This window comes from Fictibacillus sp. S7 (assembly GCF_004127935.1).
In the GTDB taxonomy this organism is placed as follows: domain Bacteria; phylum Bacillota; class Bacilli; order Bacillales; family Fictibacillaceae; genus Fictibacillus_C; species Fictibacillus_C enclensis.
The window spans coordinates 424,315-439,018 of sequence record NZ_QJKL01000001.1; the positions used below are offsets into that span (position 1 = coordinate 424,315).

Genomic DNA, 14,704 nt, shown 5'->3' on the forward strand with positions numbered 1-14,704 from the left:
AGGGAGGACACAGTTATGACATTTCGATATTTGCCAATGACCGAGCAAGACAAAAAGGAAATGATGGAAGCGGCCGGCATTTCATCCACAGAAGAACTGTTTAAAGACATTCCAGAAAACGTTCGTTTTAAAGGCGATTTGCAGATCGAACCTGCACTGCCTGAGCCGGAGCTTGTAAAATATATGTCTATGCTGTCGCAAAAAAACATCAACACCAAGGAGTATGCAAGCTTTTTGGGAGCCGGGGTGTATGATCACTATACGCCTTCTATTGTAAACCATGTGACATTGCGTTCTGAATTTTATACCGCTTATACTCCTTACCAGCCGGAAATCTCGCAAGGGGAGCTGCAGGCAATCTTTGAATTTCAAACAATGATCTGTGAGCTGACAGGCATGGATGTGGCGAATTCCTCGATGTATGATGGCGGAACCGCTTTTGCAGAAGCTGCTCTTCTTTCTGCAGGACAAACAAAACGCAAAAAAATCATCGTATCCAAAAGTGTCCATCCCGAATCACTTGCAGTGCTTCAAACGTATGCCAACGGACAGCGACTTGAAGTGGTGGAAGTGGGCACCAAGAATGGATTGACGGATCTGGAAGAATTGAAAAACACGGTGGACGATGAAACAGCCTGTGTTCTCGTTCAATATCCGAACTTCTTTGGTCAGGTCGAACCGCTAAAGGACATCGAAGAAATCGTTCACAGCCAAAAAGCGATGTTTGTCGTTTCAAGCAATCCGCTTTCTCTCGGTGTATTGACGCCTCCTGGAAAATTCGGAGCGGACATTGTTGTAGGTGATGCACAAGTATTTGGAATTCCTCAGGGGTTCGGTGGCCCGCACTGCGGTTATTTTGCTGTAACCAAAAAGCTGATGAGAAAGGTGCCGGGACGGCTTGTCGGCCAAACGGTGGACGAAAACGGGAAACGCGGTTTTGTTTTAACCCTTCAGGCGCGTGAACAGCATATCCGCCGTGATAAGGCGACGTCCAACATTTGTTCCAACCAGGCGCTGAATGCGCTGGCTGCATCTGTAGCCATGACAGCCCTTGGCAAGCAGGGAATAAAAGAGGTTGCTGTTCAAAACATCCAAAAAGCACACTATGCCAAAAACATTCTCTCGGAAAAAGGATTCAACATTCCATATGAAGCGCCATTTTTCAATGAATTTGTCGTGAAGCTTAATGGTCCGGTCAAAGAAATCAATAAAAAGCTGCTTGAACACGGAATGATCGGCGGCTATGACCTTGGAAGGGACTTTCCTGAACTCGAAAATCATATGCTGATTGCCGTAACCGAACTGCGAACAAAAAGCGAGATTGATAAACTGGCAACCGTATTGGAGGGGCTATAATGAACACTCAAGATCAGTTACTTATTTTTGAACTATCGAAAGAAGGCAGAGTGGGTTACAGTCTCCCGGCTCTCGATGTTCCGGAAGCAGACCTCAGTTCGCTGCTGCCGGATGATTACGTCCGCACCGAACATGCCGAGCTGCCGCAAGTTTCCGAGCTGCAAATCATGCGTCACTATACCGCGCTTTCCAAACGTAATCATGGCGTTGACTCAGGATTTTATCCGCTCGGCTCGTGCACGATGAAATACAATCCGAAAATCAATGAAGATGTGGCCCGTTATGCCGGTTTTGCACAAATTCATCCGCTTCAGGAAGAAGAAACAGTTCAAGGTGCCATGGAGATGATGTATAACCTGCAAACGTCACTGGCCGAAATTACAGGAATGGATGAAGTGACGCTTCAGCCTGCTGCCGGTGCCCATGGGGAGTGGACCGGGCTGATGATGATCCGTGCCTACCATGAAGCCAATGGAGATCAAAAGCGCACGAAGGTCATCGTACCCGATTCCGCACACGGAACTAATCCTGCATCAGCAACAGTCGCCGGTTTTGACTCGATCACTGTAAAATCAGATGACCGCGGATTGGTGGATCTTGATGATCTGAGACGTGTGGTCGGGGAAGATACAGCTGCACTCATGCTGACGAACCCGAACACGCTCGGCTTGTTTGAAGAGCACATCCTTGAGATGGCGGCAATCGTTCATGAAGCAGGCGGAAAGCTGTATTATGACGGTGCGAATATGAACGCAATTATGGGTTATACCCGTCCGGGGGATATGGGCTTTGATGTTGTCCATCTTAACCTGCATAAAACCTTTACAGGACCGCACGGCGGGGGCGGACCGGGATCCGGACCTGTTGGGGTGAAAAAGGATCTGATTCCATTCCTTCCGAAGCCGGTATTGATGAAAAAAGGGGAAGGTTTTACGTTTGAATACGACCGTCCACAGTCCATTGGCCGGGTAAAACCGTATTATGGAAACTTTGGCATCAATGTTCGGGCGTATACGTATATTCGCACAATGGGACCGATTGGACTGAAACAGGTGTCCGAGTATGCGGTGCTGAATGCCAACTATTTGATGAGAAGGCTTGAGCCGCATTTTGATCTGCCGTTCACCCAGCATTGTAAGCATGAGTTTGTTTTGTCCGGAAAAAGGCAGAAGAAGCTTGGCGTTCGAACCTTGGATATGGCGAAACGCCTGCTTGATTTCGGATATCACCCGCCTACGATCTATTTCCCGCTGTCTGTCGAAGAAGCGATCATGATTGAGCCGACGGAAACCGAATCCAAGGAAACGCTCGATGAATTCATCGATGCTATGATCCAAATCGCAAAAGAAGCAGAAGAGTCACCGGAGGTTGTACAGGAAGCGCCTCACTCCACTGTCGTTAAGCGGCTGGATGAAGCAATGGCTGCCCGTAAACCGGTATTACGATATGTTAAGTAGAGAGTAATAGAAAAAAGGTTCGGGGAAATGATCCCGAACCTTTTATTTACGTTTATGAAGATTTTACCTTGCCTGTCCATTTTTTAAATCCGCCTCGTAAGTGAGAAAGATCTGTATATTTGTTTTTTCGCAAGAATTGGGCCGCTCTGGCGCTGCGCATGCCGCTTTCGCAATATAGATAAACCGGCTTGTCCGGGCGAATTTCCATTTTTCGCTGCTTCATCTGAGTAAGGGGAATGTTTCTAGCGCCAAGGATATGCCCTTTTTTGAACTCATCCGGTTCACGCACATCAATCAGCTGGGCTTTTCGGTAGCCAGCTCTAAATTCCTCTTCACTCAACGTCTTCAAGAATCTTTTTTGGTTCAGGGCAGTTACTACGAGATAAACAAGTATGGCTGCCAAAATAACAAGAACGATAATCCATTCCATATGCTTGCACTCCTTTTTTATATCTCCTTTAATTATATCTTCACCGACCGCCAGAATCAAAAGAATAATATTAAAAATTGGCAGTACTTTGTGTTTTGACAGAAGGTATAGTTTTGATAAACTAGTAAGGTATCAAAAAGGAGATAGTTATATGGAAAGAGAAAAGTGGTTATTCATTGATTCAGGAAATTGCGATCCAGCCTACAATATGGCGTTGGATGAAGCGTTGCTGACATGGCACAGCGAAGGAAAGATTCCCCCTGTTATCCGGTTTTACGGATGGAATCCCGCAACCTTGTCCATTGGTTATTTTCAAAAAGCTGAGAAGGAAATCAACCTTGAGGCGGTAAAACACTACGGACTTGGTTTTGTGCGCAGGCCAACCGGCGGACGCGGCGTTCTCCATGACAAGGAGCTTACATACAGTGTGATCGTGAGTGAAGAGCATCCTAACATGCCAAAAACGGTAACTGAAGCGTACCGTGTCATTTCTGAAGGTATTCTGCAGGGATTCCGTAATCTTGGCCTCGAAGCCTATTTTGCCATTCCCCGTACGGAAGAAGAAAAAGCGGGCTTGAAAAATCCCCGCTCTGCCGTCTGTTTTGACGCTCCTTCCTGGTATGAGCTCGTGGTGGAAGGACGAAAAGTCGCCGGCAGTGCCCAAACCCGACAAAAAGGTGTGATCCTCCAGCACGGTTCCATCTTGCTGGATCTTGACGAAGACAAGTTGTTTGACCTGTTTGTCTATCCAAGCGACCGGGTGAGGGAGAGAATGCAAAGAGCATTTAAAAGCAAAGCGGTGGCGATGAATGAGCTCCGTGAAAAACCGGTCACGCCTGATGAGGCTAAACAAGCTTTTCATGCCGGCTTTGAATCCGGTTTGAATCTTGATTTGCAGCCGTATCAGTTAAGCGACGAGCAAAAACGAGAAGTTGAACAGATTGCAGAAACTAGATATAGAAGCAAAGAGTGGACGTTCAGAAGATAAGGCGAAAATCGGGACAAGATTTTGTTGTCTCGGTTTTTATTTTTGGATGTCAAGACGGAAAAAAATTTCAGGGCTTTTTTTGACCCAACTCCAAAAAGCCTGTGGTTTCAACGTTCTTCCAAAGCGGACATTTTTCAATCTTTAAATCTATGGGATTTAAGGTGGTTTGAGACAAGAAAAACAATTCATTCACTGTTTTTCTTACGAAAGCGTGGTTTTCCAAGTTTGACAACATAAATATTTTGACAACAGGTTTACCTATATATAGTATAGTGGTAACTAAACTACATACAACATATAGATAGAGTCTTCTATTTTACTTACGAGGAGGAGAATGATGGGAGTAGCAGTAAGTGACCCTTCAGGAATCAACATTGAAATGCTGAATAAGGATATTGAGCAATTTCCTCAAGTACATCCGGTAACCAGCGACATGAAAACAGCACATAAGGGTGTATCACGGCTCGTCATGCTGGACAGATACAGCTTTAAAGATACCGAAAGAAAAACGTTAAAGGAAGGAGACTTTGTCGTTCTGACGGTAAAAGAAGATCCGAAATTCCCGGCAAGAGGGCTTGGATACATCGTTAGCATCGATTGGGAAGCGAAAACAGCTCGTGTGCGTGTGGAAGATGAATTTAAAGCGGTGCTCGACAAGCCGGAAGAAGCGGAATCAGGCATCATTAACCGTTCGCTTGATGTGATGGACAAGCCGCTTGAGGTTTTTTATGAGCAGATTGCCAAGAGGAATGCAACAGGGCTCGCAAGCGTCGAAACGACCGAGGAAAAGCGCCTGGAATCCTTTGAGAAGTTCTATAAGGAACTTTCCGAGATGAACTTCATTCCTGCCGGCCGTGTTCTGTACGGTGCCGGGGCGGAAACGGACGTTACGTACTTCAACTGCTACGTGATGCCATACGTGAGAGACTCCCGTGAAGGAATCTCAGATCACCGCAAGCAGGTGATGGAGATTATGAGCCGCGGAGGCGGTGTTGGAACGAACGGTTCCACCCTCCGTCCGAAAAACGCGCTTGCCCGCGGAGTTAACGGAAAATCGTCCGGTTCGGTTTCATGGCTGGATGATATTGCGAAGCTAACGCATTTGGTAGAGCAGGGCGGGTCTCGCAGAGGTGCACAGATGATCATGCTCGCGGACTGGCACCCTGATATTATTGATTTCATCATTTCAAAAATGCAAAACCCAAGAATTCTTCGCTACCTTATTGAAAACACCGAGGATGAAAAGATTAAGCAGGTCGCTCAGGACAAGCTGAAATTTACGCCGCTTACTCCAACGGAAAAAGCAATGTACGAGGGAATTCTCCGTTACAAGGAAATCCCGGGGACAGGCGGATTTGATGCGGATGTTCATCGCGAAGCGGAGCGTATGCTTCGTGACGGCGGAACATACAGCGTCCATAATCCGGATTTCCTTACTGGGGCAAACATCTCTGTAACCATTACTAAAGATTTTATGGAAGCCGTAGAAAAGGATGCGGAATATGCCTTACGCTTCCCAAATGTTGAAAATTACACACCGGAAGAAATGAGAGCCTACAACGAAGAATGGCATGAAACAGGAGATGTTCGTGTCTGGGAAGAAAAAGGCTACAGCATCCGTGTTTACAAGCGCATTAAGGCAAGAGAGCTTTGGAACCTGATTAACATTTGTGCTACTTATTCTGCTGAGCCTGGTATCTTCTTTATCGATAATGCCAACGACAAGACCAATGCCGTTGCTTACGGCCAGAAGGTAGTCGCAACAAACCCATGTGGCGAGCAGCCTCTCGCACCATACTCTGTCTGCAATCTTGCTGCAGTTAACCTTGGCAACATGGCGGACAAAGTGAATAAAACGATTGACTTTGAGAAGCTGGAGCGCACCGTTGAAGTTGGCGTACGCATGCAGGATAACGTAATCGATGCGACTCCGTACTTCCTTGAGCCGAACCGTATACAGGCTCTTGGCGAGCGCCGTGTCGGTCTTGGAGTCATGGGTCTTCACGATCTTCTCATCTATTGCGAAACGATGTACGGGTCTGAAGAAGGAAGTGCTATGGTTGATAAGATATTTGAAACTATTGCAACGACCGCTTACCGCACATCGATTGAGCTGGCCAAAGAAAAAGGCAGCTTTCCATTCTTGGTGGGCAAGACAGAAGCAGAAACCAAACAGCTTCGTGAAAACTTTATCAAAACTGGTTATATGAAAAAACTGCCGGAAGATATCCATCAAGGAATCTTGAAATACGGCATCAGGAACTCCCATTTGCTTACTGTGGCGCCAACTGGAAGCACAGGAACCATGGTTGGAGTCTCCACAGGATTAGAACCTTACTTCTCCTTCTCTTATTTCAGAAGCGGACGTTTGGGCAAATTTATTGAAGTGAAGGCTGACATTGTAAATGAATACCTGGCCAACAATCCGGAGGCGGATGAAAACAACCTGCCTGAATTCTTTGTATCAGCCATGGAACTTTCACCGGAAGCACACGCTGATACTCAATGTGTCATCCAAAACTGGGTGGACAGCTCGATCAGTAAAACAGTGAACGCGCCAAAAGGCTACTCTGTGGACCAGGTGAAAAAAGTGTATGAGCGCCTTTACAAGGGCGGAGCAAAAGGCGGAACGGTGTATGTAGACGGAAGCCGTGATGCACAGGTGCTTACCCTAAAAGCGGAAGAATCCTTTGAGCAAACCGAGATGAATCTCGGCGAAGAGGAAAAGAGCAAGGTCGTTCTGGTGGACACCATTACGGATCTTCGCTCCACCGATGTTACGGTCGGAAACGAAGTGGGCAATACATGCCCTGTATGCCGAAAAGGAAAAGTTAAAGAAATCGGCGGCTGCAATACTTGCACAAACTGCAACACGCAGCTGAAATGCGGACTGTAAACGGTACGTTTATTGAAGAGGCAAGACCCACGGGTCTGCCTCTTTTTTTATGAGGGGACTCATAAAATCCAAACTCCCTTGTCACACTATCTTTTGTATAGTAAAATTTTAGACAGAACAGTGAAAGAATGAATCGGAGGGAACAGCATGCCCCCAACACCGAGCATGGAAGATTATATCGAACGAATATACGCGTTAATTGAAGAAAAGGGATACGCAAGGGTTTCAGATCTTGCCGAAAGCCTGGAAGTCCACCCCTCCTCCGTTACGAAAATGATCCAAAAGCTGGATAAAGGAAAATACCTCGTTTATGAGAAGTATCGCGGTTTTGTATTAACTCCAAATGGAAAAAAACTAGGAAAACGCCTTGTTTATCGGCACGATCTGCTGGAAGGGCTTCTCAAGGTCATCGGCGTCGATGAAGAGAATATTTTTGAAGATGTGGAAGGTATCGAGCATCATTTGAGCTGGAATGCCATTGACAGGATCGGAGACCTTTTGCAGTATTTTGAAGAAGATCCGAAACGCATTGAAGCACTAAAAGAAGTGCAGCAAAGAAATCAGGAACAATCATAACTCTGTTGTGGTTGTTTTTATTTCGCCGTTTATCGAATATTGTACTTCCCCTCATGATTAGGATAATGATGGGGGGAGTGCATGATGAAGGTTGACGGCGTATTTTCGGGCGGTGGCATTAAAGCTATCGCATTGATCGGAGCCATTCAGGCAGCAGAAGAACGGGGAATCTCGTTCCATCGGATTGCCGGAACAAGTGCAGGGGCGCTGGTTGCTTGTCTGTTGAACGCAGGGTACAGTTCAAGTGAAATGAAAACATTGATTCATACAGCCGACCTCAAGCAATTTATGGACGAAAAAAAATCGCTGGTGCCGGTGCCATTCATGAACTGGCTGAAGGTATACTGGAAGTTGGGGTTGTACAAAGGGGATGCACTTGAAAAGTGGGTTAAAGAGTTGTTAAAGGCAAAGGGCATTGAGACCTTTGCTGATATTCCCGAAGGTTCACTGAAAATAGTAGCGTCAGATATCACTCGTGGCCGGCTGGTGGTGCTGCCAGATGATCTCCAGGAATACGGCCTGCTAAAAGAAAAGTTTCCAATTGCCCGTGCGGTACGGATGAGCTGCAGCATCCCATACTTTTTTTACCCAATCAAGCTATACAACCGGATTGGTCAAAAAAGCTATATTGTCGATGGGGGTGTGTTGAGCAATTTCCCGATGTGGCTGTTTCAGCGCAAAGACCGGACATCAGAGCGGCCTGTCCTCGGGTTTCAGCTTAGCAGCTCCTATGGAAAGGTCCAGGCCCATCAGGTAAACAACGCGTTTAACCTGTTTAAGGCCTTGTTTCAGACAATGATGGAGGCGCACGATAACCGGCATATTTCCAACTACGATGCCAGGGATATTATTTTCATACCGGTAAAAGAGATTTCCGTGGTTGACTTTGATCTGACGGAAGAAACCAAAAATGCGCTCATGGATTTTGGTTATTTGCAGGGAGCAGCATTTTTGAACCGTTGGATTGCAGGCAAAAAAATATGGACGCCACAAAAAAATCGAGCTTAGAACGAAGCTCGATTTTTTTTCTTATTTTTCTTTCCTTCGATAACGGTAAGGTTATGCTCTCTTCTCCGCTTTTTAAACGCGGCCGGTTTATTGGGCGAAGTATTTTTTTTGACCGGAACAACGCTTTGGCTGTATTTCCGTTTGGACTGCTTGACAGCCTTTTTATATTTTCCATTTTCCCCCGGGCGGAACCGCTGGAAAATGAAATAGATGACAGCTATGACCAAACCGGCCACTAGCAGCTGCGTAAATAAATTTCGAGGTGAAGTAAACAATTGTGAAACAAGTCCAACTACTGCCAACACGATAATAACCCAAATCACTGGATGAAATGATCTTCGGTGCAACAGGTTCACCTCCTTGGAAAATTAAACGATTTTAGTAGTGTTTTCAATTTTACTTTTTTCATGCTCCTCATCCCGCTTCAGCATTTCGGTAAAAGAAAGAATCGCTACTTCCGTCTGCTTTCGGTCAGGTTCCTTTGTTGTGAGAAGCTGAAGCCATAATCCCGGATATCCGAGATAACGCAACACAGGAATGTTTCTTAGTTTGTTTGTGATCTGCAGGACTTCAAAGGAGATGCCAAGGACCACAGGGATCAGGACGACCCGGTATATCACACGCTGCCACAAAGGGTCAGACGGTACAAACAGATAGACAACAACTCCAACGACTACCGTAAACAGTATAAAGCTGCTGCCGCACCGGTAATGCAGACGTGACTGCTTCTTGACATTGTCCACGGTAAGTTCATAGCCGTTTTCATAGGCATTAATGACTTTGTGTTCGGCCCCATGGTACTGGAATACCCGTTTTACAGTAGGAGTCATCGACACAAAGTAAATATAAGAGAGAAGAAAAAGAAACTTGAATAATCCTTCCAGCAGGTTTTGGCCAACATGGCTTTGAACCCAAGGCCGGAAAGCTTCTGCCAGGAATACGGGTACAAGAGTGAAAACAAATTTTCCAAAGAGGAAAGTCAGTACCCCGACAACCGCGAGGCTAAAAATGAACATGGCCTTGGATGAAGCTGGTTCTTCCTTTTTTAGTTCCTCTCCCGGTGTTACATTGTAGCGCTCGGTGGAAAAGTTCAGATGCTTGGTGCCGTTGGAGCTGGCTTCCAGAATCGCTGCGATTCCGCGGAGGAAAGGAATCTTTTTTATTTTGTTCATCCAAGGGTTGTATGGCTTGAGCACTTCGTAATAATCAATGCTGTCATCATTTCTGCGGATGGCGGTGACGTATGTGTGCTTGCCGGCAAACATAACCCCTTCGACGACGGCCTGGCCGCCGTATGCCGGTTTCTTCTGATCTGTCATTTCTACACCTCTACCTTATTGTTTATAACTTTAATTCTACAGGAAAACGCTATAAACCTCTAGGCAATCGTGCTTTAACTTTATTTTTCCCATTTTATACAGTTTTAACACGGAATATTAATAGATCCTATAGTGATAAGAGATGAAGAAAAAGGGACATACTAAAAATGGAGGTGTACTTTATAAATGTATGAGATGAACAGAGATAAAAACAAGCGGGATGAACCAAGTTCTTTCATGGGCAGGGTGGTGAGTGTGGGCTTTTTTGGCGGCCTGTTCTGGGGGTTCATCGGCTTTTTTGCATACTACTTAAACTTGTCCAAAATTGGACCGGCATTGATCCTCGCTCCCTGGGCATTGGGAAAATGGAAAAGCCAGTGGTTAGGGCAATTGATCGGTGTAGTAGTCATTGCGCTGCTTTCCATTTTGGTCGCTATTGTTTACCGGTTTCTTTTTTCTCGGATAAAAAGTAAGTTTGCCGGTATTTTCTTCGGAGTTCTTCTTTGGGTACTCGTTTTCTATTTGCTGCATCCCATTTTCCCTGACCTTGAGCCAATGAATAAAATAGGCAGGAATACGATATCCACCACGTTGTGCCTGTACATTTTGTATGGAGTATTTGTAGGCTATTCCATTTCCTTTGAATATCAGGAACGACAAGAAGCCGAAAACGGACAAAGTACCTAACTATTCAAAAAAATAGGGGTGTGATAGAATGTTCATGGAACATTCTATTTTTTTGAGGGGACAATCGATGAAACGGATACTAGTTATAAATGGCCCGAATTTAAACAGGCTTGGCAAAAGAGAGCCCGGCATCTATGGCAAGAATGACCTGGCCTCCATTGAAGAGCGTCTGATCACGTTTGCGGAAGAAAACGGGGCCTCCGCAGTTTGCCGGCAAAGCAATCATGAAGGCGATATTCTGGATTGGATTCACGCTGCAGAGGACGAGTTTGAAGGCATTGTGCTGAATGCAGGCGCGTTTACTCATTATAGTTATGCAATACGTGACGCTATTGCCAGTGTGAATATCCCGGTTATTGAGGTACATATTTCAAATATTCATGCAAGAGAAGAGTTCCGCCACCATTCCGTCATCGCACCTGTCGCAGCGGGCCAGATCGCAGGACTGGGTGTAAAGGGCTACGAACTTGCTGTATTGGCGCTTCTTGGCGTGTGATTAAATAGAGGCAGGGAGGAAAAGGCATGTCAAAACTGGAGAAACTCAGAAATGGTTTTGAAAACCATCAGATCGATGGATTGATTGTCACATCCGCGATTAACAGAAGGTATCTCAGCGGGTTCACTGGAAGTTCAGGTGTTCTTGTGATCTCCGAAAAAGTAGCAAGGCTGATCACTGACTTCAGATATGTCGATCAGGCGGCAGAGCAAGCCAAAGATTTTGAAGTCATCAGACACAGCACGTCCATTCAGGAAACAGTGGCTGCTACGCTGAAGGAAATGGGCATCCAGAAAGCAGGGTTTGAACAGGATCACCTTACCTTTGCAGGATTTAAAACGTACGAAAAGTATGCAGTCGGTGTTGGGACAGAGCTTGTAGCGGTTTCGGGTCTCATTGAAAAATTACGCTTGATTAAGGATAATTCAGAGATTAAGATATTAAAGGAAGCTGCGCAAATTGCGGATGCGGCATTCTCGCATATCACGTCATACATAAAACCCGGAGTCACTGAGCTGGACGTTTCAAATGAACTTGAATTCTTTATGAGGAAAAATGGCGCTGATTCTTCTTCTTTCGATATTATAGTTGCTTCAGGCTTCCGGTCCGCGCTTCCCCATGGCAGGGCATCGGAGAAGATAATCAGCGAAGGAGAATTGGTCACCCTAGACTTTGGTGCATACTATAAAGGCTATTGCTCAGATATTACCCGGACCGTTGCTGTTGGTGAGATCACCAAAGAGCTTAAAACCATTTATGAAACGGTTTATGAAGCACAGGCAAGGGGTATGCAGGGAATTAGACCGGGAATGACAGGCAGACAGGCAGACGCCTTAACAAGGGATTATATCACGGAAAAAGGCTACGGCGAGCATTTCGGTCATTCCACCGGACACGGGATTGGCCTTGAGGTCCATGAAGGACCAAGTCTGGCAATCCATTCGGAAGTGGTATTGGAGCCGGGAATGATTGTAACTGTAGAACCAGGCATATATATTTCTGGTCTTGGCGGTGTAAGAATTGAGGATGATGCGGTGATTACGAAAGAAGGCAACGAATCACTGACACATTCTCCAAAAGAGCTTCTTATTTTAGGATAGATAATCAGGAGGAAAAACGATGATTTCAGTAAACGATTTTAGAACAGGCTTGACCATTGAAGTAGACGGCGGAATCTGGCAGGTAATGGAGTTCCAGCACGTGAAGCCAGGAAAAGGAGCGGCGTTTGTACGTTCCAAGCTTCGTAACCTTCGTACAGGATCCATTCAGGAAAAAACATTCCGCGGCGGTGAAAAAGTAGCCAAAGCCCACATTGAAAACCGAAAGATGCAATATTTGTATGCTTCCGGTGACACACATACGTTTATGGATAACGAATCATATGAGCAAACCGAGCTTTCCTCTGCACAGCTTGAGCACGAATTGAAGTTTCTGCTTGAAAACATGGTGGTCCAAATCATGCAATATCAAGGAGAAACCATTGGTGTTGAGCTGCCAAACACGGTTGAATTGGAAGTAACGGAAACCGAGCCTGGCATCAAAGGAGACACAGCTTCCGGCGGTTCAAAACCGGCTACGCTTGAAACAGGTTTAATTGTTCAGGTGCCTTTCTTCATAAATCAGGGAGACCGGTTAATCATTGATACACGTTCTGGAGATTACGTTTCAAGAGCATAGAAAAAGAAAAATCTAAAGCTTCATTCCCTAAAGGGAGTGAAGCTTTTTTGTTTGCGGCTGAGAGTCATATTGGGGGATGACAAGCCATAAGGTATAATAGCAATTTCTTTTTGGGGTGGTGCACTTGGAACAGGTATTAGCCGTATTGCCGGAAGCGGTTGGAGAGCTTATCATGCAGCTTCCGGAGGAGCGTAAGGAGCGGATCGAAGAAATACGGTTCCGCCTGCTGAAACCGCTTGAACTCATTATCAATGGACGGCCGGAATTTCTCCTTGCAGGTGACGGCCCATATATTATACAGCCAGAAGACGGGGTACAGCTTCTTAATAAACTGAGCCGGTATTCCCTCTATGCCCTTGAAGAGGAACTGAAAAGAGGTTATATCACCATCAAGGGGGGACATCGGGTCGGACTTGCAGGAAAGGTGATCACAGAAAAAGGAGAAGTGAAAGCGATACGGGATATCGGTTCCTACAACATCCGTATCGCCAGACAAAAAATCGGAAGTGCAGATCGCCTGGTATCCAGACTTTATGAAGATGGACACTGGCTTAATACGTTAATTGTCGGAGCTCCGCAAACCGGTAAGACCACTTTGCTTCGGGATTTGGCCAGAACGGCCAGTGCCGGCTGCCGTACGAAAAATATTCCCTCAAGCAAAGTCGGCATTGTGGATGAACGGTCCGAGATTGCAGGAAGCGTAAAAGGGATCCCGCAATTCGTGTTGGGTGAACGGGTGGATGTTCTTGATGCCTGCCCGAAAGCCGAGGGAATGATGATGATGATCCGTTCGATGAGCCCGGAAGTGTTGATTGTGGATGAAATCGGCAGAAAAGAAGATGTTGACGCCATCCTTGAAGCAATGAATGCGGGTGTGCAAATGATGATGACCGTGCATGGTTACTCACTTGAGGAAGCCCTGAGGAGACCCGCAATTTTTCCTCTTGCGGAAATGAAATTGTTTGACCGGTATGTGGAACTGACTCGGACAGGCAGACCCGGCACGGTTCAGGGAGTTTACGACAGGGACAGGAAGCCGCTTCCGATGGAAAAAAGGAGCAGCAGCTTATGAGCTGGCTAGGTGCTGTCTGTATTTTTATTTCAACCACATGGATTGGCTTCGAACTGGCTAAAAAAGTGCGTGAGCGGCCAAAGCAGCTCAGGCAGCTGAAAGTCGGCCTTCAATCGCTGGAAGCTGAGATCATGTACGGGCTTATCCCTCTGGATGAAGCGTTTCTGCATCTCAGCAGGCAGCTCAGTGGGCCGGTGGCTGAATTTTTCCTTCATGCGGGCAAGTCGCTTGAAGCGTCCGTATCTTCGGTCCAGGAAGCATGGGAAAACGGCTTGTCTCACTTGTCAGCGGCCTCATCATTTAAAAAAGAAGAGATTGAAATTCTCAGACAGTTTGGAGCAACGCTGGGACGGCATGACCGGGAAAATCAGCAAAAACAGATCCGGCTCGCGCTGGCTCACCTGGAGCGGGAACTCGCTGAAGCGAATGAAGCTCAACTGAAACACGAAAAGATGTATAAAAGCCTGGGGATCCTGTTGGGGCTGCTGATCATAATTCTATTGGTGTAGGCATGGGAGGAAAACAGATGGGTTTTGACGTTAATGTCGTTTTTCAAATCGCCGGTCTTGGCATCGTGGTAGCGATGCTTCACAGTGTTTTAAAAATGGTGGGTAAGGAAGATTATGCGAATTGGGTTACGCTGCTGGGCTTTATCGTCGCACTTTTTATTGTCATTTCGCTCTTGAGTGATTTATTTCAAAAAGTGAAGGGCGTTTTTCTTTTTCAAAATTGAAGGGGGTAT

Annotated in this window: 16 protein-coding genes; 13 read left to right on the top strand and 3 right to left on the bottom strand. The window is 46.0% G+C overall.

Annotated elements, in window-relative coordinates:
* The first annotated feature begins 15 nt into the window (after window positions 1–15).
* Both gcvPA and gcvPB read left to right on the top strand, forming a co-directional pair.
* Window positions 16–1,356 carry an aminomethyl-transferring glycine dehydrogenase subunit GcvPA gene (gene gcvPA / locus DMO16_RS02180; RefSeq protein ID WP_129475114.1) on the top strand — a complete coding sequence of 447 codons (1,341 nt, stop codon included), beginning with the start codon at window positions 16–18 and terminating at the stop codon, window positions 1,354–1,356.
* Complete coding sequence (gcvPB, locus tag DMO16_RS02185; protein ID WP_129475116.1) at window positions 1,356–2,813, top strand: aminomethyl-transferring glycine dehydrogenase subunit GcvPB; 1,458 nt, start codon at window positions 1,356–1,358, stop codon at window positions 2,811–2,813. The genes gcvPA and gcvPB overlap by 1 nt, the downstream gene beginning before the upstream one ends.
* 52 nt (window positions 2,814–2,865) lie before the next feature.
* Here gcvPB and DMO16_RS02190 read toward each other — a convergent pair whose 3' ends face one another.
* Window positions 2,866–3,243: a rhodanese-like domain-containing protein gene (locus DMO16_RS02190; RefSeq protein ID WP_061970994.1), complete on the bottom strand. Its 378-nt coding sequence runs from the start codon at window positions 3,241–3,243 to the stop codon at window positions 2,866–2,868.
* 151 nt (window positions 3,244–3,394) lie between these two features.
* Here DMO16_RS02190 and DMO16_RS02195 point away from each other — a divergent pair, with 151 nt between their 5' ends.
* From DMO16_RS02195 to DMO16_RS02210, 4 genes are all read left to right on the top strand, one after another.
* Entirely contained in the window at window positions 3,395–4,231 is an 837-nt protein-coding gene (locus tag DMO16_RS02195) for a lipoate--protein ligase family protein (RefSeq protein WP_129475118.1), read from the top strand.
* Window positions 4,232–4,568: 337 nt separating this feature from the next.
* Window positions 4,569–7,127 (top strand): vitamin B12-dependent ribonucleotide reductase, encoded by a 2,559-nt coding sequence (locus tag DMO16_RS02200; protein WP_129475120.1) that lies wholly within the window; start codon window positions 4,569–4,571, stop codon window positions 7,125–7,127.
* 147 nt (window positions 7,128–7,274) lie between these two features.
* Window positions 7,275–7,703, top strand: a complete 429-nt coding sequence (mntR, locus tag DMO16_RS02205) for a transcriptional regulator MntR (RefSeq protein WP_129475122.1) — start codon at window positions 7,275–7,277, stop codon at window positions 7,701–7,703.
* 81 nt (window positions 7,704–7,784) lie between these two features.
* Entirely contained in the window at window positions 7,785–8,711 is a 927-nt protein-coding gene (locus tag DMO16_RS02210) for a patatin-like phospholipase family protein (protein ID WP_338082311.1), read from the top strand.
* Here DMO16_RS02210 and DMO16_RS02215 read toward each other — a convergent pair.
* Window positions 8,708–9,067 (bottom strand): SA1362 family protein, encoded by a 360-nt coding sequence (locus DMO16_RS02215; protein WP_240482246.1) that lies wholly within the window; start codon window positions 9,065–9,067, stop codon window positions 8,708–8,710. The two genes, DMO16_RS02210 and DMO16_RS02215, sit on opposite strands and share 4 nt — an antisense overlap.
* A gap of 12 nt (window positions 9,068–9,079) precedes the next feature.
* Window positions 9,080–10,030 carry a DUF1385 domain-containing protein gene (locus tag DMO16_RS02220; RefSeq protein WP_129475124.1) on the bottom strand — a complete coding sequence of 317 codons (951 nt, stop codon included), beginning with the start codon at window positions 10,028–10,030 and terminating at the stop codon, window positions 9,080–9,082.
* 195 nt (window positions 10,031–10,225) lie between these two features.
* Between DMO16_RS02220 and DMO16_RS02225 the strand changes: the two genes are divergently transcribed.
* The 7 genes from DMO16_RS02225 (at window position 10,226) to spoIIIAC (ending at window position 14,695) form a co-directional block, all read left to right on the top strand.
* Complete coding sequence (locus DMO16_RS02225) at window positions 10,226–10,717, top strand: YqhR family membrane protein (RefSeq protein ID WP_241840419.1); 492 nt, start codon at window positions 10,226–10,228, stop codon at window positions 10,715–10,717.
* 67 nt (window positions 10,718–10,784) lie between these two features.
* Entirely contained in the window at window positions 10,785–11,213 is a 429-nt protein-coding gene (gene aroQ / locus DMO16_RS02230; RefSeq protein ID WP_129475128.1) for a type II 3-dehydroquinate dehydratase, read from the top strand.
* A 26-nt stretch (window positions 11,214–11,239) separates the two neighbouring features.
* Entirely contained in the window at window positions 11,240–12,313 is a 1,074-nt protein-coding gene (locus DMO16_RS02235; RefSeq protein ID WP_129475130.1) for a M24 family metallopeptidase, read from the top strand.
* A gap of 19 nt (window positions 12,314–12,332) precedes the next feature.
* On the top strand, window positions 12,333–12,890 hold the full coding sequence (gene efp / locus DMO16_RS02240; protein WP_061970972.1) for an elongation factor P: 558 nt from the start codon (window positions 12,333–12,335) through the stop codon (window positions 12,888–12,890).
* A gap of 124 nt (window positions 12,891–13,014) precedes the next feature.
* Window positions 13,015–13,962, top strand: coding sequence for a stage III sporulation protein AA (spoIIIAA, locus tag DMO16_RS02245; RefSeq protein ID WP_061970970.1), 948 nt, complete (start codon window positions 13,015–13,017; stop codon window positions 13,960–13,962).
* On the top strand, window positions 13,959–14,471 hold the full coding sequence (gene spoIIIAB, locus DMO16_RS02250) for a stage III sporulation protein SpoIIIAB (protein ID WP_061970967.1): 513 nt from the start codon (window positions 13,959–13,961) through the stop codon (window positions 14,469–14,471). Before spoIIIAA ends, spoIIIAB begins: the two co-directional genes overlap by 4 nt.
* A gap of 17 nt (window positions 14,472–14,488) precedes the next feature.
* Window positions 14,489–14,695 (top strand): stage III sporulation protein AC, encoded by a 207-nt coding sequence (gene spoIIIAC, locus DMO16_RS02255; protein WP_061970965.1) that lies wholly within the window; start codon window positions 14,489–14,491, stop codon window positions 14,693–14,695.
* Window positions 14,696–14,704 lie beyond the last annotated feature (9 nt).

Bases quoted from the DNA above. Each gene is read 5' to 3' on its own strand.
- gcvPA (WP_129475114.1), top strand. From the start codon at position 16: ATGACATTTCGATATTTGCCAATGACCGAGCAAGACAAAAAGGAAATG.
- gcvPB (WP_129475116.1), top strand. From the start codon at position 1,356: ATGAACACTCAAGATCAGTTACTTATTTTTGAACTATCGAAAGAAGGC.
- DMO16_RS02190 (WP_061970994.1), bottom strand. From the start codon at position 3,243: ATGGAATGGATTATCGTTCTTGTTATTTTGGCAGCCATACTTGTTTAT.
- DMO16_RS02195 (WP_129475118.1), top strand. From the start codon at position 3,395: ATGGAAAGAGAAAAGTGGTTATTCATTGATTCAGGAAATTGCGATCCA.
- DMO16_RS02200 (WP_129475120.1), top strand. From the start codon at position 4,569: ATGGGAGTAGCAGTAAGTGACCCTTCAGGAATCAACATTGAAATGCTG.
- mntR (WP_129475122.1), top strand. From the start codon at position 7,275: ATGCCCCCAACACCGAGCATGGAAGATTATATCGAACGAATATACGCG.
- DMO16_RS02210 (WP_338082311.1), top strand. From the start codon at position 7,785: ATGATGAAGGTTGACGGCGTATTTTCGGGCGGTGGCATTAAAGCTATC.
- DMO16_RS02220 (WP_129475124.1), bottom strand. From the start codon at position 10,030: ATGACAGATCAGAAGAAACCGGCATACGGCGGCCAGGCCGTCGTCGAA.
- DMO16_RS02225 (WP_241840419.1), top strand. From the start codon at position 10,226: ATGAACAGAGATAAAAACAAGCGGGATGAACCAAGTTCTTTCATGGGC.
- aroQ (WP_129475128.1), top strand. From the start codon at position 10,785: ATGAAACGGATACTAGTTATAAATGGCCCGAATTTAAACAGGCTTGGC.
- DMO16_RS02235 (WP_129475130.1), top strand. From the start codon at position 11,240: ATGTCAAAACTGGAGAAACTCAGAAATGGTTTTGAAAACCATCAGATC.
- efp (WP_061970972.1), top strand. From the start codon at position 12,333: ATGATTTCAGTAAACGATTTTAGAACAGGCTTGACCATTGAAGTAGAC.
- spoIIIAB (WP_061970967.1), top strand. From the start codon at position 13,959: ATGAGCTGGCTAGGTGCTGTCTGTATTTTTATTTCAACCACATGGATT.
- spoIIIAC (WP_061970965.1), top strand. From the start codon at position 14,489: ATGGGTTTTGACGTTAATGTCGTTTTTCAAATCGCCGGTCTTGGCATC.